The 19,952-nt window shown below is 42.5% G+C and carries 24 protein-coding genes; 17 read left to right on the forward strand and 7 right to left on the reverse strand.

Going from position 1 to position 19,952, the window contains the following annotated elements; translation table 11 throughout:
- Nucleotides 1-15: 15 nt before the first annotated feature.
- The 5 genes from DVB69_RS02215 to DVB69_RS02235 all read left to right on the forward strand — a co-directional run bounded on the left by DVB69_RS02215 (nucleotide 16) and on the right by DVB69_RS02235 (nucleotide 4,422).
- Entirely contained in the window at nucleotides 16-1,896 is a 1,881-nt protein-coding gene (locus DVB69_RS02215) for a cytochrome c oxidase subunit I (RefSeq protein WP_116016128.1), read from the forward strand.
- A complete protein-coding gene (locus DVB69_RS02220) occupies nucleotides 1,896-2,522 on the forward strand; it encodes a cytochrome c oxidase subunit 3 (RefSeq protein WP_116016130.1) in 627 nt (208 codons plus the stop codon). The genes DVB69_RS02215 and DVB69_RS02220 overlap by 1 nt, the downstream gene beginning before the upstream one ends.
- A 1-nt stretch (nucleotide 2,523) precedes the next feature.
- Nucleotides 2,524-2,871 carry a cytochrome C oxidase subunit IV family protein gene (locus tag DVB69_RS02225; protein WP_116016132.1) on the forward strand — a complete coding sequence of 116 codons (348 nt, stop codon included), beginning with the start codon at nucleotides 2,524-2,526 and terminating at the stop codon, nucleotides 2,869-2,871.
- Between the two features lie 139 nt (nucleotides 2,872-3,010).
- The gene (ctaG, locus tag DVB69_RS02230; RefSeq protein ID WP_116016134.1) at nucleotides 3,011-3,925 is read left to right on the forward strand and encodes a cytochrome c oxidase assembly factor CtaG; all 915 of its coding nucleotides are present in this window, start codon (nucleotides 3,011-3,013) and stop codon (nucleotides 3,923-3,925) included.
- Nucleotides 3,926-3,960: 35 nt separating this feature from the next.
- On the forward strand, nucleotides 3,961-4,422 hold the full coding sequence (locus tag DVB69_RS02235; protein ID WP_116017152.1) for a DUF420 domain-containing protein: 462 nt from the start codon (nucleotides 3,961-3,963) through the stop codon (nucleotides 4,420-4,422).
- A gap of 61 nt (nucleotides 4,423-4,483) precedes the next feature.
- Here DVB69_RS02235 and ytvI read toward each other — a convergent pair whose 3' ends face one another.
- On the reverse strand, nucleotides 4,484-5,542 hold the full coding sequence (gene ytvI / locus DVB69_RS02240; protein WP_116016136.1) for a sporulation integral membrane protein YtvI: 1,059 nt from the start codon (nucleotides 5,540-5,542) through the stop codon (nucleotides 4,484-4,486).
- Nucleotides 5,543-5,639: 97 nt separating this feature from the next.
- Nucleotides 5,640-6,005 carry a YugN family protein gene (locus DVB69_RS02245; RefSeq protein WP_116016138.1) on the reverse strand — a complete coding sequence of 122 codons (366 nt, stop codon included), beginning with the start codon at nucleotides 6,003-6,005 and terminating at the stop codon, nucleotides 5,640-5,642.
- A 204-nt stretch (nucleotides 6,006-6,209) separates the two neighbouring features.
- On the opposite strand from DVB69_RS02245, the gene DVB69_RS02250 reads away from it, so the two are divergent.
- Nucleotides 6,210-7,277 carry a CAP domain-containing protein gene (locus DVB69_RS02250; protein WP_158541009.1) on the forward strand — a complete coding sequence of 356 codons (1,068 nt, stop codon included), beginning with the start codon at nucleotides 6,210-6,212 and terminating at the stop codon, nucleotides 7,275-7,277.
- A 5-nt stretch (nucleotides 7,278-7,282) separates the two neighbouring features.
- Here the strand turns inward: DVB69_RS02250 and DVB69_RS02255 are convergent, their stop codons facing one another.
- Nucleotides 7,283-8,050 (reverse strand): amino acid kinase family protein, encoded by a 768-nt coding sequence (locus DVB69_RS02255; RefSeq protein WP_370452907.1) that lies wholly within the window; start codon nucleotides 8,048-8,050, stop codon nucleotides 7,283-7,285.
- An 85-nt stretch (nucleotides 8,051-8,135) separates the two neighbouring features.
- Between DVB69_RS02255 and DVB69_RS02260 the strand changes: the two genes are divergently transcribed.
- A complete protein-coding gene (locus DVB69_RS02260; protein ID WP_158541010.1) occupies nucleotides 8,136-9,566 on the forward strand; it encodes a Mur ligase family protein in 1,431 nt (476 codons plus the stop codon).
- Nucleotides 9,567-9,627: 61 nt separating this feature from the next.
- Nucleotides 9,628-10,071, forward strand: coding sequence for a YlbF/YmcA family competence regulator (locus tag DVB69_RS02265; protein WP_116016146.1), 444 nt, complete (start codon nucleotides 9,628-9,630; stop codon nucleotides 10,069-10,071).
- 46 nt (nucleotides 10,072-10,117) lie between these two features.
- Here DVB69_RS02265 and DVB69_RS02270 read toward each other — a convergent pair whose 3' ends face one another.
- Entirely contained in the window at nucleotides 10,118-10,897 is a 780-nt protein-coding gene (locus DVB69_RS02270; protein WP_116016148.1) for a PI-PLC domain-containing protein, read from the reverse strand.
- A gap of 128 nt (nucleotides 10,898-11,025) precedes the next feature.
- On the opposite strand from DVB69_RS02270, the gene DVB69_RS02275 reads away from it, so the two are divergent.
- Nucleotides 11,026-11,298, forward strand: a complete 273-nt coding sequence (locus DVB69_RS02275) for a YlbG family protein (protein WP_116016150.1) — start codon at nucleotides 11,026-11,028, stop codon at nucleotides 11,296-11,298.
- Nucleotides 11,299-11,300: 2 nt separating this feature from the next.
- Here the strand turns inward: DVB69_RS02275 and DVB69_RS02280 are convergent, their stop codons facing one another.
- A complete protein-coding gene (locus tag DVB69_RS02280; protein WP_116016152.1) occupies nucleotides 11,301-11,696 on the reverse strand; it encodes a DUF7147 family protein in 396 nt (131 codons plus the stop codon).
- A gap of 100 nt (nucleotides 11,697-11,796) precedes the next feature.
- Between DVB69_RS02280 and rsmD the strand changes: the two genes are divergently transcribed.
- Together rsmD and coaD are read left to right on the forward strand one after the other, a co-directional pair.
- The gene (rsmD, locus tag DVB69_RS02285; protein ID WP_116016154.1) at nucleotides 11,797-12,345 is read left to right on the forward strand and encodes a 16S rRNA (guanine(966)-N(2))-methyltransferase RsmD; all 549 of its coding nucleotides are present in this window, start codon (nucleotides 11,797-11,799) and stop codon (nucleotides 12,343-12,345) included.
- A gap of 9 nt (nucleotides 12,346-12,354) precedes the next feature.
- Nucleotides 12,355-12,834 carry a pantetheine-phosphate adenylyltransferase gene (gene coaD / locus DVB69_RS02290; protein WP_116016156.1) on the forward strand — a complete coding sequence of 160 codons (480 nt, stop codon included), beginning with the start codon at nucleotides 12,355-12,357 and terminating at the stop codon, nucleotides 12,832-12,834.
- A 113-nt stretch (nucleotides 12,835-12,947) separates the two neighbouring features.
- Here coaD and DVB69_RS02295 read toward each other — a convergent pair whose 3' ends face one another.
- A complete protein-coding gene (locus DVB69_RS02295; protein WP_116016158.1) occupies nucleotides 12,948-13,838 on the reverse strand; it encodes a hypothetical protein in 891 nt (296 codons plus the stop codon).
- A 180-nt stretch (nucleotides 13,839-14,018) separates the two neighbouring features.
- Between DVB69_RS02295 and DVB69_RS02300 the strand changes: the two genes are divergently transcribed.
- On the forward strand, nucleotides 14,019-15,047 hold the full coding sequence (locus DVB69_RS02300) for a SepM family pheromone-processing serine protease (RefSeq protein WP_370452921.1): 1,029 nt from the start codon (nucleotides 14,019-14,021) through the stop codon (nucleotides 15,045-15,047).
- A 1-nt stretch (nucleotide 15,048) separates the two neighbouring features.
- Here the strand turns inward: DVB69_RS02300 and DVB69_RS02305 are convergent, their stop codons facing one another.
- Entirely contained in the window at nucleotides 15,049-16,263 is a 1,215-nt protein-coding gene (locus DVB69_RS02305) for a nucleotidyltransferase (protein WP_116016162.1), read from the reverse strand.
- A 131-nt stretch (nucleotides 16,264-16,394) separates the two neighbouring features.
- Between DVB69_RS02305 and DVB69_RS02310 the strand changes: the two genes are divergently transcribed.
- From DVB69_RS02310 to DVB69_RS02330, 5 genes are all read left to right on the forward strand, one after another.
- Nucleotides 16,395-16,928: a YceD family protein gene (locus DVB69_RS02310; protein WP_116016164.1), complete on the forward strand. Its 534-nt coding sequence runs from the start codon at nucleotides 16,395-16,397 to the stop codon at nucleotides 16,926-16,928.
- Between the two features lie 24 nt (nucleotides 16,929-16,952).
- Entirely contained in the window at nucleotides 16,953-17,126 is a 174-nt protein-coding gene (gene rpmF, locus DVB69_RS02315) for a 50S ribosomal protein L32 (protein WP_025785164.1), read from the forward strand.
- 110 nt (nucleotides 17,127-17,236) lie between these two features.
- Nucleotides 17,237-17,992 (forward strand): enoyl-CoA hydratase/isomerase family protein, encoded by a 756-nt coding sequence (locus DVB69_RS02320; protein ID WP_116016166.1) that lies wholly within the window; start codon nucleotides 17,237-17,239, stop codon nucleotides 17,990-17,992.
- A gap of 134 nt (nucleotides 17,993-18,126) precedes the next feature.
- Nucleotides 18,127-18,342 carry a biotin/lipoyl-binding carrier protein gene (locus DVB69_RS02325; RefSeq protein WP_025785162.1) on the forward strand — a complete coding sequence of 72 codons (216 nt, stop codon included), beginning with the start codon at nucleotides 18,127-18,129 and terminating at the stop codon, nucleotides 18,340-18,342.
- Between the two features lie 25 nt (nucleotides 18,343-18,367).
- Nucleotides 18,368-19,921: an acyl-CoA carboxylase subunit beta gene (locus tag DVB69_RS02330; RefSeq protein WP_116016168.1), complete on the forward strand. Its 1,554-nt coding sequence runs from the start codon at nucleotides 18,368-18,370 to the stop codon at nucleotides 19,919-19,921.
- The last annotated feature ends 31 nt before the right edge of the window (nucleotides 19,922-19,952 follow it).

Consider the following 19,952-nt stretch of genomic DNA (forward strand, 5'->3'; position numbering starts at 1 on the left):
AGGAGGTAAAATAACGTGAGTTCTGTTGCTCAAAAAAGAGGATTCGGCGCAGCCCTTTGGGATTGGATGACAACCGTCGACCATAAAAAAATCGGAATTCTTTACCTCATAGGCGGCGGTTTCTTCTTCGTCGTCGGTGGTATTGAAGCGATGATTATTCGTCTCCAGCTGTTAAAGCCGAACAATGACCTTGTTAGTGCAGGTCTTTTCAATGATTTAATCACGATGCATGGTACGACGATGATTTTCTTGGCAGCCATGCCGATACTATTTGGTTTTATGAACTATATTATGCCACTCCAAATCGGAGCGCGTGACGTTGCGTTCCCATTCATTAACTCATTAGGTTTCTGGATGTTCTTCTTTGGAGGAGTGTTCCTGAATGTTTCATGGCTTGTTGGACAAGTTCCTGATGCTGGTTGGACTTCTTACGCATCTCTATCACTTGCTTCTACAGGACACGGAATTGACTTCTATGCGATTGGACTTCAAATCGCAGGTGGTGGTTCGTTGATGGCTGGGATTAACTTCCTTGTTACCATTATTAACATGCGTGCCCCAGGTATGACGTATATGAGGATGCCATTGTTCACTTGGACGACATTTGTCGCTTCTGCAATGATCCTTTTCGCTTTCCCACCACTTACTGTCGGTTTGTTCTTTTTAACATTCGACCGTATGTTTGGCGGTAATTTCTTTAATCATACGATGGGTGGAAATACAATTATCTGGGAGCATATTTTCTGGATCTTCGGCCACCCTGAGGTATATATCTTGATCTTGCCGGCCTTCGGTATTTTCTCTGAAATCTTCTCGATTTTCTCTCGTAAACGCCTCTTCGGTTATCCGGCGATGGTATTTGCCACAGTATTGATTGGTTTCTTAGGATTCATGGTTTGGGCTCACCATATGTTTACAGTAGGTCTTGGGCCAACTGCAAACGCAATCTTCGCAGTTGCAACGATGGCGATTGCTGTCCCAACTGGTGTTAAAATCTTTAACTGGTTGCTTACAATTTGGGGCGGAAGCATTGTCCTTACAACTCCCATGTTGTATGCACTTGGATTCATCCCGTCATTCGTAATGGGTGGTGTTACAGGGGTTATGCAAGGTGCTGCACCTCTTGACTATCAGTTACACGATAGTTATTTCATTGTTGCTCACTTCCACTACGTAATCGTTGGTGGGGTTGTACTTGCTATCTTAGCTGGAGTACACCTTTACTGGCCTAAAATGTTCGGAACAATGCTTAGTGAAACACTTGGTAAAATCACGTTTGTATTCTTCTTTGTAGGATTCCACTGTACATTCCTTATCCAGCACTGGCTTGGATTCTGGGGAATGCCACGTCGTGTTTGGACATATATGGACGGACAAGGCTGGAATACAGCGAACATGATCAGTTCTATCGGTGCGCTTCTTATGGCTATCGGGGTTATCGTATTGGTAGTAAATATCATTATGACAACTGTTAAAAACGTACGTGTTGGAAATGATCCATGGGGCGATGGTCGTACGCTTGAATGGGCAATTCCATCACCGCCACCGTTCTATAACTTTACTCAAACTCCACTTGTACGTGGACTTGATACAGTTTGGATTGAAAAGCAGGAAGGCAACAAAACGGGCCTTACATTTGCTGAACCTGTTCAGGACATTCACATGCCAAATGGTTCGATCATTCCATTCTTCATGACATTCGGTTTGTTCATCGCAGGATTCGGTGCAATGTTCCACCAGGAAACTTCTTGGGGACTTCCATTGCTCATCTTCGGTCTAGCATGGACATTCGTATCAATGGCAGTTCGATCGTTGCAAGATGATCTTGGTTTCCATGTTACAAAACAAGAACTTCAGCGTGATATTGATAATGCAAATAAAGGGGGTCAAAACTGATGGATTTGAATAAAAAATTCACTCCGGAAACTTGGCCGGAACACCCTGAGCGTGCAACGCTTGAAGCGAAAAATAAATTTGTTGGTTTCTGGCTCTTCCTTGGTGGAGAGACAATTCTTTTCGCAACGTTATTTGCAACATATATGGCCCTAAAGAATAAAGGGCCAAGCGGCTTTGGGTATTCTACCCAAGAGCTGTATGAGCTACCACTAGTATTTGTAATGACGTTGTTGCTTTTGACATCTTCACTTACGAGTGTATATGCGATGTACCACATGAAAAACTTTAACTTTAAGAAAATGCAACTTTGGTTAGCCATTACTGCATTCCTCGGACTATGCTTCCTGGGACTTGAGGTTTATGAGTTTTCTCATTACGTAAAAGAAGGCTTTACCTTTGGAAACAGTGCGTTTAGTTCATCGTTCTTTACACTTGTAGGAACACACGGTTTCCACGTTGCAATTGGATTGGTTTGGGTAACACTTTTACTCATCCGAAATTCAAAACGTGGTCTGAACCTGTATAATGGAACTAAGTTCTACACGTTCTCACTGTACTGGCACTTCATTGATGTCGTTTGGGTATTCATCTTTACGGTAGTTTACTTGATGGGAGTGATCGGATAACATGTCAGAAGTTGAAATGTATAAGAGAACCCCTCTTGAGCAGGATCTATTCATCCGTCGTTCAAAGGAAACTATGCGTGGTCAAGTTATGATGTTCTCGCTCATGATATTCATGACACTTGTCTCGTTTACATTCGTTGTGGCTCATCTGCAAGGAGTAGAAGGATTTACAAAGTATTTAGTGATCCCTCTTCTTTTCCTCTTTGCTGCTGTTCAAGTAGCTTTGCAGCTTTTCTATTTCATGCACATGAAAGAAAAGGGACACGGTGTCCCTCAGATGTTCATGTTCACAGGTGCTGTATTTGCTTTCCTGATTCCACTTACCTTCGTTACGATCGTCTGGTGGTAAGCACTGCAAAACCTCTGTCCTTGGCCAATTGGCAAGGGCAGAGGTTTTCTTATTTCAGATGGATGTCAAAGAACGTTCATTGTTTTACATTAGAGAACAGCCTATAATAGGAACAGATCTTAAAAAGGAGCTGGGGCACTTGTCGTTAAGTATATTTGGCTTCCGCGCTTTATGGAGTCCGTACTTTTTGTTATTTCTCGTTCTTGTGACGGTCCTTTACTTTTTACTGACTAAAAAGTGGAGAACTCGATTTGAAGGAACTGAGGCTGTCACATCAAGACAGATTACTTCTTTCATTTCCGCAATTGTACTATTGTACATTGTTAAAGGATCACCGGTGGATTTAATGGGGCACATTCTGTTTTCTGTTCACATGTCTCAAATGGCCCTTTTACTTTTGGTAATCGCACCGTTATTCATTGTTGGTGTTCCGAACTTTTTGTGGAAGAAAGTTTTTAGTTACTCTAAACTTGCTTCTGTGATTAGGTTTTTCACAAAGCCTGTCATTAGCTTGATTGTCTTTACGATTCTGTTTTCTTTGAATCACTATCCACTCGTTCTGGATACAATAAAACTTAGCTTAATTCTGCATACTGCATTTACACTGACGTTATTTTTATCAGCATTGTTCTTGTGGTGGCCGATATTCAACACATTGCCGGGTGAGCCTCAATTACATGGCTTGAAAAAGATTGGATATGTGATGTTAAGTGCAATTTTGTTAACACCTGCGTGTTCGTTGATCATCTTTGCAGATGTCCCTTTGTACGAGTCGTATAGTAGTGGGGAAGCATGGTTGAAAGCGATGGCACTCTGTGTGCCTGCGGGGACACTCTCCGGCTTGACGATCTCAGGACCTGAATTATTTACAAGTATGCCAACGCTTTATGATCAACAGCTTGGCGGAATTATTATGAAAGTCATTCAAGAATTATTGTATGTGTTTATCATAGGTAAAATCTTTATTACATGGTATCGTGATGAACAAGAAAATGCTGATGAAATTACACGTCAAGATTTGATCAATCGGAAGAAATTATCGGTTCATGGCTGATTGTTACATCTGAATAGAAATGGAGAACTCGTATGATGAACTTGCCTATTCTGCCGACATTGAGCACGTTGCTTATAATTATCTCTGGCGTATTAGTCGTGATTGGATGGATGCTGATCCGCAAAAAGCGGAAGCAAGCACACAAAAATGTGATGATTGCCGCATCTATCTCAGCCCTTCTGTTTTTAGTGATATACTTATCCCGTACAATTATCATTGGGAACACCTCTTTCGGTGGCCCTGACAATATTAAAATTTATTATACCGTGTTCTTGATATTTCATATTTGTTTGGCAACGGTTGGAGCCTTCCTGGGCGTCCTATCGCTCATCACGGGTTTCAAGGACAACTTACCAAAGCACCGCCGTCTTGGGCCTGTAACAAGCACTGTGTGGATTTTTGCTGCACTAACAGGGGTAGTCGTCTATTTGCTCCTCTATGTGTTCTACACAGGTGGGGAGACGACATCCATGATTAAAGCAATCTTGGGATTTTAACCAAAAACACGCATGCCCCAATAATTGGGACATGCGTGTTTTTTTTGGTTTTGACTTCTAGCTAGATTTTAAAGTTCATCTTGATGATTCCAGCCTCGATTGCTGTAGTAAAGAGGATTACGACCATCGGGCCGATGAAGAATCCAAGGACCCCGAACAGCTTCAATCCAATGAACATTCCAATCAGTGTAGGAAGAGGGGATAAGCCGATTTGAGAACCCATCACTTTCGGTTCCACAGTTCTTCTAATAATGAGTAGTACTGCAGCTAAAATGGCGAGCTTTGTTCCCATCGCGACATCACCACTTACATACTCATAAAGTGACCATGGTGCAAGAATGATAATTGACCCCAAAATAGGAATAACATCGATAATCCAGATGATAATCGCCATAACTACCGCATACTTCGGAACAATTAACAACAATCCCACGAATGCAACAGCTAAAACGATGAAGCTCACGAGCAATTGTGCTTTCATGAATCCAATGACTGTTGCATGCAGTTTGGTAGTCATGTATCGTACCTTTTCAGCTGTTCGGTCTGTTAGTAAGTTGAGCGTACCTTGTTTTAATTGAGGAAGCTCAAGCATAAACAAGAACAAGGCAATTAAGAAGACGATGAAACTCACGAGGAAATTTGGGATTTCAGAAGCGAGTGCAATAATCTTTTCATAGCTCAACAATTCAAGAAGGGAAGTTTTGAAGGAAGTGAGCGCCGCTGTCAGTTGTTCTTGTGTGGCTTTGACGATGTCTGAAGGCATTCCGGAAGTATATTTAAATACTTTCTCCTGCATATCAATCCATACACCGGATAACGAGTTTAAATAGTCAGGTGCATCTTTAGTGAATTGAATGATCCTGCCGATTAATGACGTTACTGAATAGTAGATTCCTATCGCAACGAGTAAAACGACAAAAATGAATACGGATATTACGGATAGTTTTCGTTTCCACTTGAACTTACGCTCTACTAATTTGACAAGTGGATCAATAATAAGCGCTGTCAGTAGAGCTAAAATTAGCGGTATAGAAACCGGGAGTATAAAGAATAGAGCAGCAACTGCAATAAGTACAGTCACTAAAATAAGCAAAGATCGTTTTGTTAACCATTTTGACACCCGGCATTCCTCCAAATCGTGTATTATTTCTATTATAGCCAAAACAAATGAAAATGGATATGAAAAACCGGAGAATAGAATATTCTCCGGCTGATGATCATTTTTTTAAGTTCAAAGTTTGTAAATCTTTCACTAAGCCAGCTAATGTCTTTTTGCAGTCATTCACGACGAATGATGGATAGAATTCGTCATCACCGTATTCAACACCGTGTGGATAATAATGTTTTCCGAGTTGAGGTGTAATGAATTCAATAACCGCCTCATTCTTTCCAACATCACCGTTAGGAGTGAGACCATAGACACGAAGATAGTATATGCCTTCGCTTACTGTATACTTTTTGTCGAATGTAACACGTTCGTAGTCCCATTGTCCCGCAAGAATTAAATCATATCTTTTAGCAATTTCTTCAAGATCAATTAGGCTAACAGCCAGCTCTTCAATACCTGTGTTTACAAAATCCATTGATTAGCTTCCTCCTTATAAAACAGTTATTCGATTGCTACGCGTCTATAATCATAGAACAAAAAGAAGTCGGTTGCAATGGCAACATTGTGTCTGGAAGAGTATTTAAGATAACTGATGAGAAAAGGATGACTTATTCATCTGATGTTGATTACAATGGGGTATAGAGTTATATGGATGGCAGTTGTAAGAGGGGGTGGGCAGTTGAAACGAATATGGAAAGTGCTTGTATTATTAGTGGTTGCACTTCTTACAGTTTACTTTTGGGATGATGGATTCAAAGAGAACGAGCCATTGGAATCACCTGTTCAGCCTGGGACTGCTATTAGCGGAGGGGAACCTTTCGAACAGCAAGGTATGAGTAATGCGAAACGGCCAGATAAAGGGATTTCTACTGTGGTAGGCCGCTCTTCAGATGATTTGATTAAGCTGTATGGTGAACCAGATCGCAAGGATCTCTCAGTATTCGGTTTCGAATGGTGGATCTATAATGCGAATCCGATGTTAATGGTAGGAGTTGCAGAAGGTAAGGTGAATCAGATATATAGTGCGGATCGCAAGGCGGATGTCTATCCATATGAAAATGGGCAAAGTAGTGAGGATATTTATCGAAGCACGATCATTGAGTCTGAATTGGAAGTGGTCGTAGGGGAGAATCAGTATACGTTTGTACTCAATGGAGATGACGTTAAAAACAAAATGCTAATTCAATCAGAAGGTCTTTTCACTCAATTATATATAGATGAAAAAGGTCAACAATTGGAAGGTGTCCGTTTCATCGATCCCATGACACTTGTCATGCAGCAGCCGTATGACCTTTTCTACAAAGGGGACCTGGTGGAAGTGAAGAAGCCTTCATCTGTAGATCAGATGGCTGTAGATCGCGCGTTGGAGCGTCAAATTCTTGACATCACCAATATTTATCGGACGAATCATGAGGTAGGTAAGTTGAAACGGGACTACCAACTTCAACTTGTTGCACGTGAACATAGTAAGGAAATGGCGTTACAAAATTATTTTTCCCAAGATTCACCGACATCCGGAACACTTGCCAATCGATTGGACGTGGCCGGAATTAACGTAAAAAAAGCAGGAGAAAATATAGCGTTGAATTATACGGATGCCATTGAAGCGGTTCATGGTTGGTTGAATTCTCCTGCGCACCAAGAAGTTTTGTTGGATAAAAACTTTACACATATCGGTACTGGCGTGTATGGAAATTATTATACGCAAAATTTAGTACAAGAAGTTGAAAAACCAGATAGACCATAAAGAAATTAAGAAGAGTGTGGGGTAATCCACGTCCCTTCTTCCGCTACAGCAATTCCTCTAACACAAAGAGGGATTGCTGTTTCTTTTGCATGAAGAGCTGCGCGTTTTTGAATGATTGGTCGAGCACAGTCTAATAGTGGCAAAAATTCATCGATGGTCAACGAATCGAATTTTTTAGCATTAGAATAGATATGGGGATCTGCTGACATTACGCCAGGGACATCCTTGAAAAACTCCACATGAGAGGCGTTCAGACTGCTACCAAGAGCGATAGCTGTCAGATCACTCCCTCCCCTACCTAGTGTCATGTAATCCCCTCCTACACTCATCCCTTGAAATCCAGGTATGATTAAGCACTTGTAATCTTGCAAACTCTTTTCGATATAGCTTGTCTCGATTGACTCGATGGTTGCGTTACCAAAAGGGCCAAGGGTCTTAATGCCAGAATTTACACTATGCATGACCCTATTAGAAATCCCTGCTTCCTCCAATTCTGCACTAAGGACAGCGGATGCAATCAGTTCTCCGCAAGCTGCCGCTAGGTCCCAAGAAGCCGTAGAGGATTTAAATGACGGTGTTATAGACAGTAGTCTATCTGTAGAATATGGACTTTCCTGACGTCCAATTGCAGAAACGACAACGATAACCTTATCGTATGAAATTAGACCCTCTTGAATTCGTTCAATACATAAACGACGCATCGTGCGATCTTTCATCGCAGCGCCTCCAAATTTTTGGATAATCATCTCGTCTCCCAACTTTCTTCGTGACATTTACCGGATGCTTTTCATACTCTGTGGTAGGTTCACTCTTACTATATTCCCTGGAAAGAAAAACGTTCGGGAAGGAGAAATTGATTTGCATCTGATCGAATTACTAAAAGATTGGCCATGCACGATCCAAGGGAACTGGCGAGACGTTACAATTGACTCAGTTACCGAGCATCCAAACCGTCTTAAGAAGAATTGTTTATTTATTGCTAGAAAAGGCGCTCATCATGATGGAATGGAGTCAATTGAGGAGGCACTGGATAGAGGAGCCGCTGCGATTGTCATTGACCGTTCAGTACCGGAATGTAATCTGTCTAAATGGAGTCAACGAGGAGTTGCCATTGTGACTGTCCCCGACTGCAAACGGTTCTTATCTTATAGTAGTGCACAATTATCAGGAGATCCTTCGGAAGAATTAACGATAATTGCAGTGACTGGTACGAATGGTAAAACCACTGTAACGCATTTTATAAGCCAGTTACTCTCGCAATTTGGCATCAAGACGGCTGTGCTCGGAACGACAGGTTGTTATATAGATGGAGAAAAGTTCGATGAAGAAATGCCACCGCTTACAACGCCAACTGCAGAGTATTTACATCCTTTATTGCGCAAATGCAAAGACCGGGGAGTTACGCACGTTGCGTTAGAGGCTTCTTCACTTGGATTGGAAATGGGGAGGCTCGCTCATTGTCACGTATCAATCGGGGTCTTCTTGAATATAGGAGTCGATCATTTTGAAGAGCATGGTGGACGTGAACATTATATTGCAGCGAAAAAAAGGCTATGTTCGTTGTCTGAGCAACTCGTAGTGAATTGTGAAGATGTGGAATGTATGCACATTGTCAAGGATATAGAGCTACCCATTCATTTGTTTGGAAGAAATATTGCAGGAGGATGTATGCCTTCGGAAGAATTAATTGGATCGTTGCCTCCAGGGGAGCATAATCGCTTAAACGCAATGGCCGCTGCAACTGTTGTGAAGTTATTAGGTTTTCCAGAGAGGGAAATTTTCACTGCATTTCGTCTGTTAACCTTACCAGAAGGTCGGATGCAGCTTGTGGAACATGAGGGAAGGCGAGTTTACATCGATTATGCCCACACCCCAGATGCGTTGTCTGCTGCTTTACAAGCAGTAACTAGTTTGAACCCAAGAAAGCTTATTTGTGTATTTGGTTGTGGAGGAGATCGAGACAAAGAGAAGCGACCAGTTATGGGTAAGATTGCTGAGAATTATTGTGACACTGTAGTCCTTACATCTGATAATCCTCGAAGTGAACATCCATTGGCTATCGTCCAACACATTTTAAAAGGAACGGCGGACCCTACGTCAATCTGCGTAGTCATGGATCGAAAGCGTGCCATTCATCAAGCAATCGCCGCGAGTCAGCCAAATGATATCGTTCTAATAGCGGGTAAAGGTCACGAAACGTCACAGATCATTGGAAGTGAGGAAATTAGAATGTCTGATCTCGCTGAAGCGATGACGGCACTTCATCAGCTGGAAACCTTTCAGGAATGAACAAGTGATGCGTTTACTCCATCTATTTGGTATAATGATGGGGAATGGAGGGAAATCACATATGATGATGACCGACGAATGGCTTGCCATCATCGAACAAACAGACGAATTGGCAGAGATGATTTTAACATCCGACGTATTAGTTGGGTACCGCTCCGCTCATCATGCAGTATACAGTGATCCGGATTTAGTGAAGAAAATTCGAGGCTTTTCTGAGATGAAAGACCGCTATGAAGAGGTGCAGCGGTTTGGAAGATACCATCCGGATTATAATATAGTAATGAAGTCTATACGACTCGACAAAAGAGCGTTAGATATGAATGAGAAAGTGGCAACGCTGCGACTTGCAGAGAATGATGTCCAATACATGTTGGATGAAATTAGTGCAGGGATTGCCCATTCTGTATCTGAATCCGTAAAATTACCGACAGACAATACATTTGTAACGGATTCTTCTTGCGGAGGTAGTTGCGGAACTGGCGGCGGTTGCTCATGTTCAGCATAACCTGAATAGAATACAAAAAAGCGGATGGCTCTTCAGCCATCCGCTTTTAGTTTTCAAGTAAAGTATCTAATTGTGCCATTGTTAACTTTGGAGAATCTGTGATGAAACCCGAAATACCTGCTTGCGCCAGCTTGACGACGTCATCTGTTTCGTAGTTTTCTACATAGACACTGATGTTCAGTTTATTTAGAAACTGGATGAAACCCTCACTTGCTGGTTGAAATGGACCGATCTTACCAGCTAAAACGAAAAGATCCGTCCGGGGATGGTAGAGATGTCCAAAACGGCTAGTAAATGCAGCATACGCTTGCTTCAGTTCGATCACCCCTGCTCCTACAGCAGCCATATGTTGTGTATACAAGTTGAAACGATCTACTTGTTCATCATAGTGACTGATGACAGCAACTTGTTCTTGGGCTTCACATTCTTCGAGCAGTTTCCATAACTTTGAAGGCATCAAACTACCTTCATAGGTATCTGGTGAATCTGCTATCCGAATGATGAAGAGTAAATGTGGATAAAGGGCAAGCATATCTTTAAGTAAGCAATAGGAGGATTCTGGATGTTCATAGTTTACGAGAATGATTTCTTCATTGGCTGTCAATTTAACATCCATTGCGAAACCGTGAACTCCAAGGGAAGCAGCTTCAGCAGCTTGTTGTTCACTATTGGTGGTGTCGGTTAATTGTTGAATAACAATAGGTCCTTCAAAGTGAAGCGCTTTTTTTGTGAGTCTCGCGTTTGGGCGGATGATTGCTTTTGAAGCAGCCCAGGCTGCTGCGCCTACTGCACCTACCGAAAGGGCAACTTTTGTTTTTCTTCCCATGTCTAATTCCTCCTTGTTTTGAAACTGTTAAGCTCATTATAAGACAAATTGGATGAACTGTCAGTAAAGTCTGGTTGCGGCTTTTTTCAAACCTATGGTATTGTTAGGGGAAGAAAAGAGGGATACTATTGGTTGATCGTCAAGGAGTTATCATTTATCTCCATCATTTGAAACAGGCGAAATCGTTCCGTAAATACGGTCACGTTCACTATATATCACGACGCATGAAGTATGTTGTCCTCTATTGCAGTCAAGATGACGTCGAGGAAGTCATTCGTAAAGTCGAGAAGCTCTCGTCAGTAAAGAAAGCAATTCCTTCTTACCGACCTTTTGTGAGCACGGAATACGAAAATGTACGTCCTGACAAAGCGAAGGAATACGATTACAAAACAGGTTTATAAGATTAGTCCAGTTGCGGCAACAAGTTATTGAGGCGTAAAACCCCAGTTACGTATTGGTAAAACAATTTTGTTTCTGGAAACTCTGAAGAATGTTTAAGTTCGACTGGGACAGGCTTGCTGCCGACAGATGTGGCGGCTTCTTCAAATACGAGTTGTCGTTTAGAAGCGCTACCTTCTTTTGATGGGATTCCTTCGCGACATATATAGATCGGGTAAAATCCACCTTCACCTGCAGGCGAGAAAGAAGCGGCTATAGAAATGGAAGGTTTGCCCTCTTTCGTTGTTGCTTTAAACAAGAAGGTCCTCTCAAGTCTGTTCGCGTTTGTTGTAATTAGTTCGCATAATTCATAAATATCCGAGTACCCTTCACCGAGTTCAATGAATCGTTGTTGTCGCATTTGTGATGCACACACCTTTCAAAAAGTATCAATCCCATCATAGCATGCTGTGGGATTCTTTGCAGATCGGTTGTAGGGGAAATAATAAGGGAGTTACAAAATGAGAGTGATCGCTGGAACGAGAAGGGGAATCCCTTTAAAATCGATTACAGGAACGGATACACGGCCTACTTCTGACAAAGTAAAAGAAGCGCTGTTTAGTAAAATCGGACCTTTTTTCAACGGTGGTATTGCTGTTGAGTTATTTGGAGGAAGTGGCTCACTGACTTTGGAAGCGCTCTCGCGCGGATCTGATAGCGCCTGGATTTTTGAGAAGAATTCTAAAGCATGCGCGGTCATTAAGGAGAATGCAGAGAAATGCAAGTTTACCGAAGAACTTCACATAGTTCGAGGAGATGCGAGATCGGCAGCAGTTAAACTTGCTAAAGAAGGCATTCAAGCAGATTTATTATTTTTGGATCCACCTTACGCGAAAGAAGAACTGTACAATCTTGCAATGCAGTTTGTTGAACTGGAATTGTTGACAGATCATGCGATTATCGTTTGTGAGCATGAAAAGCATCTCACTCTACCAACTTCATATGGTGTATTTGAAACAGTAGGGACTACTGTGTATGGAGGAAGTGCACTCACTATTTACAAGAAATGAGGGTCTATCATGTCTAAAGTGGCAGTGGTACCAGGAAGTTTTGATCCATTGACGAATGGTCATCTTGATATTATTAAGCGGGCTGTAAAGATTTTCGATGAAGTCCACGTAGTGGTCATGAATAATTCAACTAAAAATCCTCTTTTTACAGTTGAAGAACGCGAACAGCTGATTGCTCAAGCGACTGCGGAGTATCCGTCTGTGAAAATCGATTCATCTTCAGGATTGCTCATTGACTATGCGAAAAGCATTAATGCTGCAGCCATTGTAAGAGGATTGCGTGCTGTATCTGATTTTGAATATGAAATGCAAATTACATCGATGAACCGCTTTTTGGATGAAGACATAGAGACGTTCTTTGTCATGACGAAGAACCAATACTCTTTCCTAAGTTCCAGTATCGTGAAAGAAGTGGCGAAGTATGGCGGAGATGTCTCAGCACTTGTTCCAGAGACGGTCAATCGGGCATTGAAGAAAGTGTATACATAACAGAAAAACAATGGGGGGTCTCTAAACTCCCATTGTTTTTTGTTTTGTGCGTATTTAGAGCCTTTGGATAACTTCGTTAAACTTATCTCCACATGCACTACACGATTTAACAGTCATAAAAGTATATAAAGAAACACAGGGACTGTTAATACGCTCCAGATGCGACCAATCACATAAGGTTTAAGAGACAGATCGGCTGAACGGGCGATGACGAATACTTGCATGTGAATACTTAAGCCATTGATGGAGAGAATGGCAGCGATTAAATACGGAAAGATTGGGGAACCATAAAAATGCTGCGTGGCGGACTGAACACCCGATGTCATTTCGAACAACGAAAGGACAATTGTTTTCACAATCCCCATTTCAACGGTGGCAGCGGCTTGAATGACACTTGTTAGTACATTTCCAAGAGATGAAAAAAACACGACAGTCGTGGCGACTAAAATGATAATGGATGAACTTTCCTTGAATGCATCTAGTAAAGGCGCGGAACTAGGTGCCGGTATCGGTGCATTGTCAGGCATCTCATGTTGAGAACGTCTTGATGCCATTAACAATAGAATGAATAGGAAAAAGATAATATTAGCGGCGTGAATTGCAATGAGCAATTTCCACCCGGACATCGAATTTCCGAACAGTTCTAGCCCTACATACCCAACGATGAACATTGGACCTGGCGCATGACAAGCTGCTAGGAGAAGACTGCTTTCGTAAGTGGAAAGTTGTCCGTTCCGTTTCATCTCACTTACCGTCACCGCTCCAACAGGAAACCCTCCGAATGATCCGAGTGTGTACGCCTTTAAATAGCGCAACCAAGTAGGAGAAGAATTTTTGGAAACGGGTAATTTTAAGAGCCATTGGGTTAGAATGATGTACGGCAGTAAATAGGGAAGCAATGCCTGCACAAACAATTTCACGCCTGTCTCTGCTCCATCATGAGCAATCCCAGGCTGTAAAATGAACAACGCAATGAGCGCCCAAATCATAATGACGTTGATCATGCTTCTCGTGCAAGTATAGATGGCTTTGTAATCACGCTTGCGGCTCCTTTCTCTATTGTGTGAGAAGCTCAAACAAAAAACATTGTGCCGCTCATTTTTCAGATGATACACTTAACCATATGTTATCTAAGTACAGGCTATTAATGGAGGTGCAGGAAAATTACTTTTAAAAGAATTGGGATAACTGCTCTACTTACGATTTTGATTGCATTCGTCATGCTCTACCCACTTGAAAGCTATGTAACCCAACCTGGTGGAGCCTATGAATTGTCACCACTTGTCAACGTAGAGGACGGTGATGAAGATGATTTAGGAACGTTCAGTCTCATGACAATTTCAGTTGGGAAAGCAACGCCTGCAACCTATTTATGGTCTAAGGTTTCAGACAAGATGAAATTACTTCCTGCAAACAAAATAAGACGTCATGGCGAGAGCGATCAGGAGTACAATGTGCGACAGTTACGTTTGATGAGTGACTCGCAATTCAATGCGATTACAGTTGCTTTTGAAAAATCTGGAAAACAAGTGGACATCGATTTTACAGGCATTTACATTCAACACGTCGTTGAAGACAGTGCCTCAGACGGGAAACTACAAGCAGGAGATCGAGTTGTTGGAGTAGATGGAAATCCACTGATCGAGCCTGACCAGTTTGCAACGTATATCGCTGATCAGCGAAAAGGGGATACCATTCAAGTTGAAGCAGAGCGGGATAAGAAAAAATTCAAAACAGATATTACATTAAAAGAAATTCCTGAAGCGAAAGGAAAAGTAGGGCTCGGGATTCAGTTTTTAGAAGATCGATCCTTGAAGACGATTCCGAAAGTCAATTTCAATACATCTGAAATCGGCGGACCTTCAGCGGGATTGATGTTTACATTAGAAATTATGAACCAGCTTAACCCTGAAGATATTTCGAAAGGGTATACCGTGGCAGGAACGGGTGAAATGATGCCGGGCGGTACAGTCGGTCGCATCGGTGGTATCGATTTTAAGGTCATGGCTGCTGATCGTGATGGAATGGAAATTTTCTTTGCACCGGACGATGAATTACCTGAGGAAGTGAAAGCCGCGAATCCTGGTATTACGAGCAACTACGAAGAAGCCGCAGAAACCGCAAAAAAAATAGGCACGAAAATGAAAATCGTACCCGTTAAAACGGTGGATGATGCACTGGCTTATTTAGATAAGTTAGAACCGAAAAAGTGAGTTAGCTGTTGCGGATTGGTGGAGTCCGATAGTCGAGTCCGAGTGCAGGCTGAATTGGATCAATGCCGAAAGCATATAAATCCGAAACAGAAGACGAAAAATTAGCAGATGCACTATCAAAATTAGCAAGACGACTCACAACAGGCAGTTTCATATCTTCCTTCATTTCTTTCAAATACGCTTGGCCAACGTGTGTCATTCCAAGAAGCCGTAAGTGGTCTGGAGTTTGCATAGAGGCCCGATTGCTGTAGGTGAATCCAGTGTAGATATGAGTAAGCATGCGTTGGATACGAGTCCAAGTATAACGCTTTGACTTGACCCTCTCCATGAACTGTTGGAACGTCTCTGCTTGTTTGGCTGCTTTATACAGTAGATTTTCAATTCCTTCTGTCACATCTGCAATGGTTGCAAGGTGTTCGGGACCTTCGCGAAGAATTTGGAATCGAAGAAGTGGATAAAATCTATCCCAGCTACCAAAGGAACTACGCCGCGAAAGCCAATCGTTCAGGGATCTATAAACAGTATCGGGTACAAACTGTTGAATATTCTCGGTGTTCACGTGTTCAAAAAATTCTTTACGGATGCCTGTTGCACTTGCAATTTGAGTATCAAGAGCAACATCATCGTGGTAGCCCGCACCAAGGCGAGGCAGTGTTGCAGGTTCCATAATAGAGCCGAGTTCCTTTGCCGCTTCCATGTAGTGAAAACCGAGAATGTTGTTTGGTAACGACAAATCTACAGTCTCCTGTTCGTTTATGGAGGTGCGAATGAGCGTGGAGTATGCTTGGTTCAACGCTTTAGGATAGCTCATTCCTTGTTGAACAGATTCACGGATGAGGTCATCATACTGGGTTTGAACTGAAGCAATCATGTTTAGTGTCGTAGTAAATGGGGTGATTGTCCCGTTCTCACTCCCAAAACAATAACTGGAACAGCGAGCTGCATCTAAAAGTTGGATGGCACCGGAAGCGAACGAAGGCGCATTTGAGGTGGCACGTTCATAAGGCAATTCGAAAACAAGGTCTACTCCGTTTTCAATCGCCATTTGAGTACGTGTCCATTTGTCGATCAGTGCAGGTTCACCCCGTTGTAGAAAGTTGCCACTCATGACAGCAATGACTAGATCAGACCCGGTTTGAGATTTAGCGGAAGTTGCGTGGTGCAAGTGTCCATTGTGGAAAGGATTATATTCTACGACAATGCCGACAGCTTTCATGGAAGATCACTCCTGTTTGATTTATTCTATTCGTTTAGTATAATGAACTAAGCGTTCAAGTGACAAGAAAATATCTTGACATCTTTTTTTATCCGCTATATAATCAAAAGTGTTGTCTTGAGGTGATAGGCATGAAATGGTCAATTCATCAATTGCGTAAGTTCAGGCAGGGAGCAATGCCGCTTGACGAAGTGGTTGATCTTGGATCTGTAAGGGAAAGAAACCCGGAAATCCGGGCGGTTTCGCCTGTTCAGTTAACCGGAAGTTGTACAGTTGGTTCGAAAAAAATATCGTTCCACTTCCATTTGGAAGGCTCAATGACATTACCCTGTGCACGCACATGGGAAGATGTTCATTTTCCGTTCTCTATTGAGTCGGACGAGCAATACAGTTGGGATGAGGAAGTGTTAGCACAAGACGATGAAATCCACCCGATTAAGGGAGATATAGTTGATCCAATGCCGATTTTTGAAGAACTACTTCTTTTAGAAGTACCGTTGCAGGTTTACTGTGATGATGCGGATACCGTGAAGGAAGCCTCCGGAACGGGTTGGTCGTACGCGACTGACGAAGAGTATAATCTCCAATTGACAGAAGAACAGGATAAGAAAGCGGATCCTAGACTTGCAGGCTTAGCAAGATTTTTTGAATCCGATAACGACTAGTCGAAATAAAGGAGGTGCCCTCTAATGGCAGTACCAAAGAGAAGAACATCTAAAACCAAAAAGAATATGCGCCGTACACATTACAAGTTACAAGTACCTGGTATGACAACTTGTGAAAACTGTGGTGAAATGAAATTGGCACACCGCATCTGTAAGTCATGCGGTCAATACAAAGGGAAAGTCGTTGTAGGCGAATAAGCAAGATTCTGCCGCAACTCCCTGATAGCAATTGCTATCTAAAGACTACCGTGAGACCATGGGTCACGGTAGTCTTTTTTTGTACATAAAAATATCTAGGAGGCTAGGTCATGTCATTTAACATTACATCCGATCAGGGAATGCTTACGTTTACAATTACTCGTCCTGAAGTCCGGAATGCAGTGAATCATGAAGTAATGGAAGGTCTTGAGCGATTCATTAACATGATTGAGCAAGATTGTTCGGTAAAGTGGGGAATCATTACGTCTGAAGGTGGGAAAGCATTTTGTTCTGGAGGAGACCTGGGAGAGTTCCATGCATTAGAAACATCTGCACAAGCGCTTCCGATGCTTTCTCGAATGACAGAGCTGCTATATCGACTGGCGACATTGCCTGTGCCGACCTTAGCGTTAATGGATGGAGCTGCGGTTGGTGGCGGTTGTGAAATTGCGGCAGCGTGTGATTACAGGTTGATGAAATCGGGAGCTAAAGCAGGGTTCATCCAGGGCTCGCTTGCAATTACAACGGGCTGGGGGGGCGCGTCGTTGCTATATGAAAAAGAGTCTGGACATAGTAAAATACTTCAGCTCTTGACGGAGGCTCGTGTCCATACAGCTGAAGATCTGGCTGAATGGGGATGGATCACAAATACATATACAAGTGATAAACAAGTTGCACTGGAACGATTCACTGCTAAATTCGACCTCATTGAGCCTTCAGTACTGCAAGCTTATAAAACGATTGCCATCCGGAAGTGGGAGCAATCAGACTTGAAGAGCCGGATGATTGACGAGTGCAAGCGGTGTTCAATCCTTTGGGAATCTGAAGCGCATCATGCGGCTGTCCATCAATTTCGCAACCGATAATAAGATGATTTATAAATTGAATATTCAAAAGATAAACGAATAGTTGAAAACGGTTTCAATGTTCAGATAAACTAGAGAATAGATATATGAAAATCATCTATCTGCAACAAGCAAAAGTTGAGGAGGAAAACAATATGGCTCAAGTACTTTCTACAATGACAGGGACGGTTTTCACAATTGAAGTTGAAGTAGGACAAGAAGTGAAAAAAGGGGATGTCGTTGTGATCCTTGAATCGATGAAGATGGAAATTCCTGTTGAAGCTGAAATGGATGGGAAAGTGGCATCGATAGCTGTTAAAGAAGAGGATTTTGTTGACGAAGGAGACCTCATTCTGACGTTTGAAGGATAAGCGAATTAGTTAAGGGGGAGTTCACATGACAAACCACACAGAAGAACAAAAGGGGTATAATCAGAAACTTGAACAACAGCTTGAAAATATCTTTGCTGGCGGACAACCTAAATATCATGAAAAAGCTACACAACAAGGAAAGTTATTTGTACGCAAGCGTCTTGAGTTACTGTTTGACGATGGTGAGTATACAGAAGATGGACGATTCGCGAATTGTGAAGCTGGCGACTTGCCAGCAGATGGTGTCGTCACCGCAATGGGGAAAGTCGGTGGCCAAACAGTTTGTGTCATGGCGAATGATTCGACAATAAAAGCTGGATCATGGGGTTCTCGTACAGTAGAGAAGATTATTAGAATTCAAGAAACTGCTGAAATGCATCGCGTTCCTCTGTTGTATTTAGTGGATTCCGCAGGAGCTCGCATTACGGATCAGTTGGATATGTTCCCTAATCGCAGAGGGGCAGGGAGGATATTCCATAACCAAGTTAGATTATCTGGGTTTATCCCGCAAATTTGCGTTCTGTTCGGTCCATCTGCTGCTGGGGGGGCGTACATACCTGCATTTTGTGATCTCGTCATCATGGTCAAGGGGAACGCCTCAATGTATTTAGGTTCTCCTAGAATGGCTGAGAAGGTCATAGGGCAAAAAGTGTCGTTAGAGGAAATGGGCGGCGCTGAAATGCATTGTTCCATCAGTGGATGTGGGGATGTACTTGCTGAGAACGAAGAAGAAGCGATCGCTGAAGCGAAACGATACCTTGCGTTCTTCCCTGCGAACTTTACTGAGCCTGTACCTGTAGCAGAAGCCATAGAAGCAAAAGTGGGCCGCACATTAGAAGAAATCATTCCTGAAAACCAGAATGCACCGTTCAATATGTATGAAGCACTCGATGTACTGATTGACGAAGGTAGTTTCTTTGAAGTGAAGAAGAAATTTGCATCTGAATTGATTACAGGACTCGCGCGTATTAATGGAAAGTCTGTAGGAATTATCGCAAACCAGCCGAAAGCAAAAGGCGGAGTGCTTTTCGTGGACTCCGCAGACAAAGGCGCAAAATTCATTAACTTATGTGACGCATTTTCAATTCCTTTGCTATTTCTAGCAGATGTCCCTGGCTTCATGATTGGGACGAAAGTAGAAAAAGAGGGGATTATTCGTCACGGAGCGAAGCTGATTATGGCGATGAGTTCGGCAACTGTGCCGAAGATTTCAGTTGTTGTCCGAAAAGCATATGGGGCTGGACTGTACGCAATGGCGGGCCCTGCGTTTGAACCGGATGTATGTATCGCGTTGCCAACTGCTCAAATTGCTGTGATGGGACCTGAAGCGGCTGTCAATGCCGTCTATTCAAACAAAATTGAAGCGATTGAAGATCTGAAAGAGCGTCGAGCGTATGTACAGCAAAAACAGCAGGAATACAAAGAAGAAATTGATATTTATCGATTAGCGTCAGAAATGATTATCGATGAAATCGTGAAACCTTCTCAATTACGGACGGTCCTTGCTACACGTTTTGAATTGTATAGTACGAAGAGTATTTCACAACCACCTAAGAAACACCCGGTTTATCCAGTTTAATAGAAAAGAGTATCGTCCGCCTTCGGGCGGA

This window comes from Sporosarcina sp. BI001-red, from assembly GCF_003384035.1.
Lineage (GTDB): Bacteria > Bacillota > Bacilli > Bacillales_A > Planococcaceae > Sporosarcina.

Coding starts and splice junctions, on each gene's coding strand:
- DVB69_RS02310 (WP_116016164.1), top strand. CDS start 16,395: ATGAAATGGTCAATTCATCAATTGCGTAAGTTCAGGCAGGGAGCAATG.
- DVB69_RS02220 (WP_116016130.1), top strand. CDS start 1,896: ATGGATTTGAATAAAAAATTCACTCCGGAAACTTGGCCGGAACACCCT.
- DVB69_RS02280 (WP_116016152.1), bottom strand. CDS start 11,696: ATGCGACAACAACGATTCATTGAACTCGGTGAAGGGTACTCGGATATT.
- DVB69_RS02320 (WP_116016166.1), top strand. CDS start 17,237: ATGTCATTTAACATTACATCCGATCAGGGAATGCTTACGTTTACAATT.
- DVB69_RS02270 (WP_116016148.1), bottom strand. CDS start 10,897: ATGGGAAGAAAAACAAAAGTTGCCCTTTCGGTAGGTGCAGTAGGCGCA.
- DVB69_RS02295 (WP_116016158.1), bottom strand. CDS start 13,838: ATGATCAACGTCATTATGATTTGGGCGCTCATTGCGTTGTTCATTTTA.
- DVB69_RS02305 (WP_116016162.1), bottom strand. CDS start 16,263: ATGAAAGCTGTCGGCATTGTCGTAGAATATAATCCTTTCCACAATGGA.
- DVB69_RS02330 (WP_116016168.1), top strand. CDS start 18,368: ATGACAAACCACACAGAAGAACAAAAGGGGTATAATCAGAAACTTGAA.
- rsmD (WP_116016154.1), top strand. CDS start 11,797: ATGAGAGTGATCGCTGGAACGAGAAGGGGAATCCCTTTAAAATCGATT.
- DVB69_RS02325 (WP_025785162.1), top strand. CDS start 18,127: ATGGCTCAAGTACTTTCTACAATGACAGGGACGGTTTTCACAATTGAA.
- DVB69_RS02255 (WP_370452907.1), bottom strand. CDS start 8,050: ATGTCACGAAGAAAGTTGGGAGACGAGATGATTATCCAAAAATTTGGA.
- DVB69_RS02265 (WP_116016146.1), top strand. CDS start 9,628: ATGATGATGACCGACGAATGGCTTGCCATCATCGAACAAACAGACGAA.
- rpmF (WP_025785164.1), top strand. CDS start 16,953: ATGGCAGTACCAAAGAGAAGAACATCTAAAACCAAAAAGAATATGCGC.
- coaD (WP_116016156.1), top strand. CDS start 12,355: ATGTCTAAAGTGGCAGTGGTACCAGGAAGTTTTGATCCATTGACGAAT.
- DVB69_RS02235 (WP_116017152.1), top strand. CDS start 3,961: ATGAACTTGCCTATTCTGCCGACATTGAGCACGTTGCTTATAATTATC.
- DVB69_RS02245 (WP_116016138.1), bottom strand. CDS start 6,005: ATGGATTTTGTAAACACAGGTATTGAAGAGCTGGCTGTTAGCCTAATT.
- DVB69_RS02225 (WP_116016132.1), top strand. CDS start 2,524: ATGTCAGAAGTTGAAATGTATAAGAGAACCCCTCTTGAGCAGGATCTA.